This is a genomic window from Parafrankia sp. FMc2 (assembly GCF_041008525.1).
Taxonomy (GTDB): Bacteria; Actinomycetota; Actinomycetes; order Frankiales; family Frankiaceae; genus Parafrankia.
The window spans coordinates 1-4,707 of sequence record NZ_JBFLUG010000267.1 but is presented as its reverse complement, the minus strand read 5'-3'; the positions used below and the strand labels follow the sequence as shown (position 1 = coordinate 4,707).

4 protein-coding genes are annotated in these 4,707 nt (G+C 66.2%); 3 read left to right on the top strand and 1 reads right to left on the bottom strand.

What is annotated here, in order from left to right; translation table 11 throughout:
* Positions 1-280: 280 nt before the first annotated feature.
* Both AB1460_RS35750 and AB1460_RS35745 read left to right on the top strand, forming a co-directional pair.
* Entirely contained in the window at positions 281-436 is a 156-nt protein-coding gene (locus AB1460_RS35750) for a hypothetical protein (protein ID WP_368966874.1), read from the top strand.
* 48 nt (positions 437-484) lie between these two features.
* Complete coding sequence (locus AB1460_RS35745) at positions 485-931, top strand: integrase (protein ID WP_368966872.1); 447 nt, start codon at positions 485-487, stop codon at positions 929-931.
* 35 nt (positions 932-966) lie between these two features.
* On the opposite strand, the gene AB1460_RS35740 is transcribed toward AB1460_RS35745, so the two are convergent.
* Complete coding sequence (locus AB1460_RS35740; protein WP_368966870.1) at positions 967-2,667, bottom strand: serine/threonine protein kinase; 1,701 nt, start codon at positions 2,665-2,667, stop codon at positions 967-969.
* Between the two features lie 133 nt (positions 2,668-2,800).
* Between AB1460_RS35740 and fxsT the strand changes: the two genes are divergently transcribed.
* Complete coding sequence (fxsT, locus tag AB1460_RS35735; RefSeq protein ID WP_368966869.1) at positions 2,801-4,579, top strand: FxSxx-COOH system tetratricopeptide repeat protein; 1,779 nt, start codon at positions 2,801-2,803, stop codon at positions 4,577-4,579.
* Positions 4,580-4,707 lie beyond the last annotated feature (128 nt).

Genomic DNA, 4,707 nt, shown 5'->3' with positions numbered 1-4,707 from the left:
GCCAATCGCCTCGTTGGCATCCTCCACGGCTGCCTGAAGACCCGCACCCTCTACAACGAAGCAGCTGCATGGCCACAGAAAGTCACACTCGACGCTGCCGCTTGACATCCAAAAACATGGGATGTCTGTTGCATCCGGCGAGGCCGGGAGATCTTGACCGAAAATCCTCCTGTTGGAGGACGCCAGATCCGGTCGCTGGAGCACCATCGATCTGCCGACCGAGCCCCACGAAGGCTCAACTACGGGAAGATCTGCGGTCAAGATCGCCTGGAGTCGCCGGATGCAACAGTGCCAAACCGGCTGCCGCTACCTCGACCGCTACTACTACCTCGACGACGAAGGCCACCGCCACGACGTCGCCGACCCGGCACGGTTCCTCGTCAAACAGCTCCAGGCAGGACAGCCGGGACACCCGACAGCCAGAGTCGTGACCTGAGCCGGCCACCCATCCAGACAGTTGCGATATCCGACTCCGCCAGAGGCGGTGTTTCAGGACGACCTCGTCCGTGCCTACCGGGCGTTCCTCGACCAGCGCCGCGCCGTCAGACCCCAAGCCGAATACCGCGAACCGACCGACGAGGAATGGCAGGACTTCCAGCGGCACTTCGAGCTCCGCAAGCTCGAGCTCGGCACCTGCGGTCGTCCTTACGGCACCCCCTGCAAACACGAGCACGCCTGCATCCGCTGCCCCAGCCTGCGCCTCGACCCCGGCGCCCGGCCCCGCCTGATCTCGATCGTCCGCAACCTCCAAGACCGCGTCAGCGAAGCCCGCACGAACGGATGGCTCGGCGAGGTCCAAGGCCTCCAAGTCAGCCTGAACGCTGCGAAGACCAAGCTCAGCAGCCTCGATCGAACGCGGCCAAGATCACCCGGCCGGATCGCCGACCTCGACATCCCGGTCATCGGCAGCCCCTCACGGGACTCAACGTGACGGCCGATGTCAGGCCGGCCCGAGATCCTGCAGACCTAATCGGGGGTCGTCCTCGCGAGCTCGATGAAACGGTTGACGGCGTGGGGGATCTGGGCCTCCAGCTCCGCGGTCATGTTCGACATGACCGCTTCGGCGTCCGCTGACGGCACGAAGCTCTTCTCTTCACCTCGCCACACAACCTGGAGCGGCGGACTCATGGGCGACGCCGAGATGTAGATTCCAGCGACGACCCTCGACCGCGGGTCCCCTGTCTGTTCAGACACTGCGAACAGGATATTGAGCGTGACACTGCGGGGCCCACTTTGTTTCGTCGTGAGGATCGCGGTAGCGAGCCACTTTCTTCGAGGCATGTTCACACCAAGCGCTGCCGCTGCAACGTGATCGCGGCCGATTGTGAACCGGTTCGCCTCTGTGAGTCCATCGCCGTGAAGCCAGGTTGCCAGCCCCGCGGCGGAGGACGCCCACGCCGCCGCCGCCGCAAGGAGAACCTCACCGAGCCGTGCGTGCTCCGCCCGCGCGTCCACGACTGGCTCCGTGAGCGTACGCAGTTCCCGCGCTTGCTCCGCGAGGCTCGGCCGCGGCCCGCTCCGTGGAGGTTCCGAGTCGAGCCACGACTTCAGATTCTGGTGCACCTCTTCCATCGTGGGCCTTTCGTGAGGGTGGTGGGCCGTGCAGTGCTCGACCAGACGATCGAGGAGATCGCCGCGGCGTACCTCGACGTAGTCGGTGATGCGGTGCCCCCGGACCCCCGACAGATGCATCCCTGGGACGGGATAGGTCAGGCCGGTTGCGAGCACCCAGAGGGTCTTGGCGAGGGAGTAGACGTCGGCGGACCGGCCATCGGAATCCGCGGGATGGTCGAGCATCTCGGGGGCGATGTACCAATGCGGGCCGAGCTTGCGATCGTTGTCCGTCAGCGCTTCCTGACCAGGCGCGCTGACAAGCCCAAAGTCACCCAGCGCTGGCCCGTCGTCGTACCAGTAAAGGTTCTCGGGCTTGAGGTCGCGATGCGAGATACTCCGTGCCGCGAGCGTCGCGAGCGTCCCGGATAGAGCGACGAACACGCCGACAAGGTCGGTGATGGGTGCCCCGGCGAGGTGCTGCTTCAATCCCGCTGCCTGCGGCATGACCAGGTAGGCCCTGCCATCCCTCGGGTGATCGGGAAGATGGGCGTCGACCACTGGAACGATGCCTTTAACGTCGGTCAACTCCCGTACACGCTCGACCTCGTTGACGAACCTCCGGTAGAGCACATTGCGCTTGTTCGGCCTCGCCTTGAAGAGCTTGACCGCCCAGTGCTCTTGTCTGCTGTTCGCGGCGAGCCAGACCTCGCCGCTGCCTCCGCCCCCGAGATAGTCGACGAGCAAGTACTCGCCGAAGCGGTCGTTGCGCTTGAAGAGTGTTCTCGGTGGTCTCACGAGCCAGACGCCTTTCCGGAGGGCGTTCGATCTTCCCAGATCGGATGCTGGGCTGGTGAACTGGGCGTCATGAGGCGACCACGAGTGCACGAGGTTCGCCGCGGCGTTGCCGTCCTGGTCGACGTCGGCGGCGCAAGTCGGGCAGCTGACGACGACGTTGCGGCGTAGTTCGGCGGGGTCGAGGGGAGGCAGGCCGCGACCGAACAGCGAACCTTGCCATGAGCCACCGTCTCGATGCAGCTCGATGAACCACGGGGTTCGGTAGGAACCGAACAGGGAACCGGGATTGGTGTCACATCCGTTGACACCTTCGTCCATGATGAGAGAAGAGACTCGCTACGCTCTCGCTCACCAGGAGGAGACCTCGATGGCCCTCCGCTGGTACTCACAGAGCGTTGGCGAACAACGCCAGCGGCTACCGGCAGCTGCCACCGGCTGAACGGACGAGACCGTGGACTCAGGGGGCGCGGCGGACCGGATCGACTTCTTCATCTCGCACGCCGGTGCCGATCAGCAGTGGGCGGAGTGGATCGGCCAGCAGCTGATCGATGCCGGATACACGGTCGAACTCGACGTCTGGCACTGGGCGGCCGGCACCCACTTCGTCGCAGCCATGCAAGCCGCGCTGGAACGCGCCGACCGAGTCCTAGCCGTCTACAGCGCCGCTTATTTCAGCCACGCCTACGCTCAAGCCGAACACACCAGCACGTTCGCGTCGGCGGTCACCGACCGCCCAGGGCGCATTGTGCCTGTTCGCATCGACGAGTGCAACGTCCCCGAACTGTACGCGCCGCTGATACGGATTGAGCTCGCCGGCGTCGACGAAGCAGACGCCGTCCGCCGGCTACTCAAGGGGGTACTCCCGGCACCCGGACAGCACACAAAGCTGGCGGAGTTCCCCGGCGTTTCGGCACGCACTGTGGCAGGAGAGGTGGAGTTCCCCCGCCAGCTGCCGCCAGTGTGGAACGTCCCGGCCCGCAACCCGTTCTTCACCGGCCGAGAAGGTTTCCTCGCCACCCTTGAGCACCGCCTGCGCCGGGCTGCTGACGAGCGTGGGCAGAGCGGTCCAGTCGCGGTAGTGCCGATGCAGGGAATGGGCGGGGTGGGCAAAACCCAGCTCGCTGTCGAGTACGCCCACCGCCACACCAGCGATTACCAGGCGGTCTGGTGGGTCAACGCTGACAACCTGACAGTGGCCACCGCCGGGTTGGTCGACCTCGCCGCCGCCCTTTCCCTACCCACCGACGGACTACCGTCCACCGTGCTGCGTCTGCTGTGGGCTGCGTTAGGCGCACGGACCGACTGGCTACTGATCTATGACAATGTCGATGATCCAGCTGGTCTCGCAGACCTGCGTCCGCCCGAGAGCGGCCGGCTGCTGCTCACCAGCCGCAACCCGACGCTGGGCCATCTCGCCGCGCTGGTTGAGGTCGGCGAGTTCGACCGCGAGGAATCGGTCGCCCTCTTGCGGCGCCGCTGCCCGGCCCTATCTGACTTGCAGGCCGACCGAGTGGCGGCGGCGCTCGGGGACCTGCCGTTAGCCGTGGAACAGGCGGGTTGTTTCCTCACCGATACCGGCCTGGACGTCGCCGATTACCTGGATTTGCTCGCCACCCGCCCGGAGCAGGCTGGGCTGGCCGACCCCACACTCGACCGCCACGCCGGTTTGGTCGCGGTCGTGGCCGCCAGCTGCACCCGCCTACACGCTGCCAGTCCGATCGCCGCAGCCTTTCTCGACCAGCTCGCCTTCTGTGCCCCCGAACCTCTCCCTCTCGCCCCTGCGGCCACGTCTGCAGCGGGCCGCTTCGGCGTCCGGGTCGGCGACACCGCCACCACGGCCACCGTTGTCCGGCAGATCAAAAGCCTTGGGTTGGCCCGACATGCCGGTACCGCCGTACAGGTTCACCGCCTCATTCAAGCCCTGCTGCGCGCCCGGTTGCCCGCCGACGAGCAGGCCCGTACCCACCGGGCAGCGCAACGCCTCATCGCCACCGCCAACCCCGGCGACCCCAACGACCCGACCTCTTGGTCGGCCTACGCCACCCTCACGCCCCACATCCAAATCCTTGCCAACCACCAGGACAGTGACCCGACGGACCCTATCCCTGAGCCGGACCAATTCCGCGCGCTGCTGCTTGCCGCTGCCCGCTATCTGCATGTCTCCGGCCAAGACCCGACCGGCCGCCACCTCCCTGTCTGTCAGAGTCCCGTGAGACACGAGGATCACTGAAACCTCTGTAGCGCAGGGCGAGATGGGATCTTCAAGACCGGTGACGTTGACCATGGCAGACATGGCCTCCTCGGAGCAGGAGGATGGCGGGGTGAGCCCCTCCCGAGGCGGACCGCGGGCGGACCGAC

Excerpts from the sequence above, each read along its gene's own strand:
- AB1460_RS35750 (WP_368966874.1), top strand. The coding sequence starts at position 281 with ATGCAACAGTGCCAAACCGGCTGCCGCTACCTCGACCGCTACTACTAC.
- AB1460_RS35740 (WP_368966870.1), bottom strand. The coding sequence starts at position 2,667 with ATGGACGAAGGTGTCAACGGATGTGACACCAATCCCGGTTCCCTGTTC.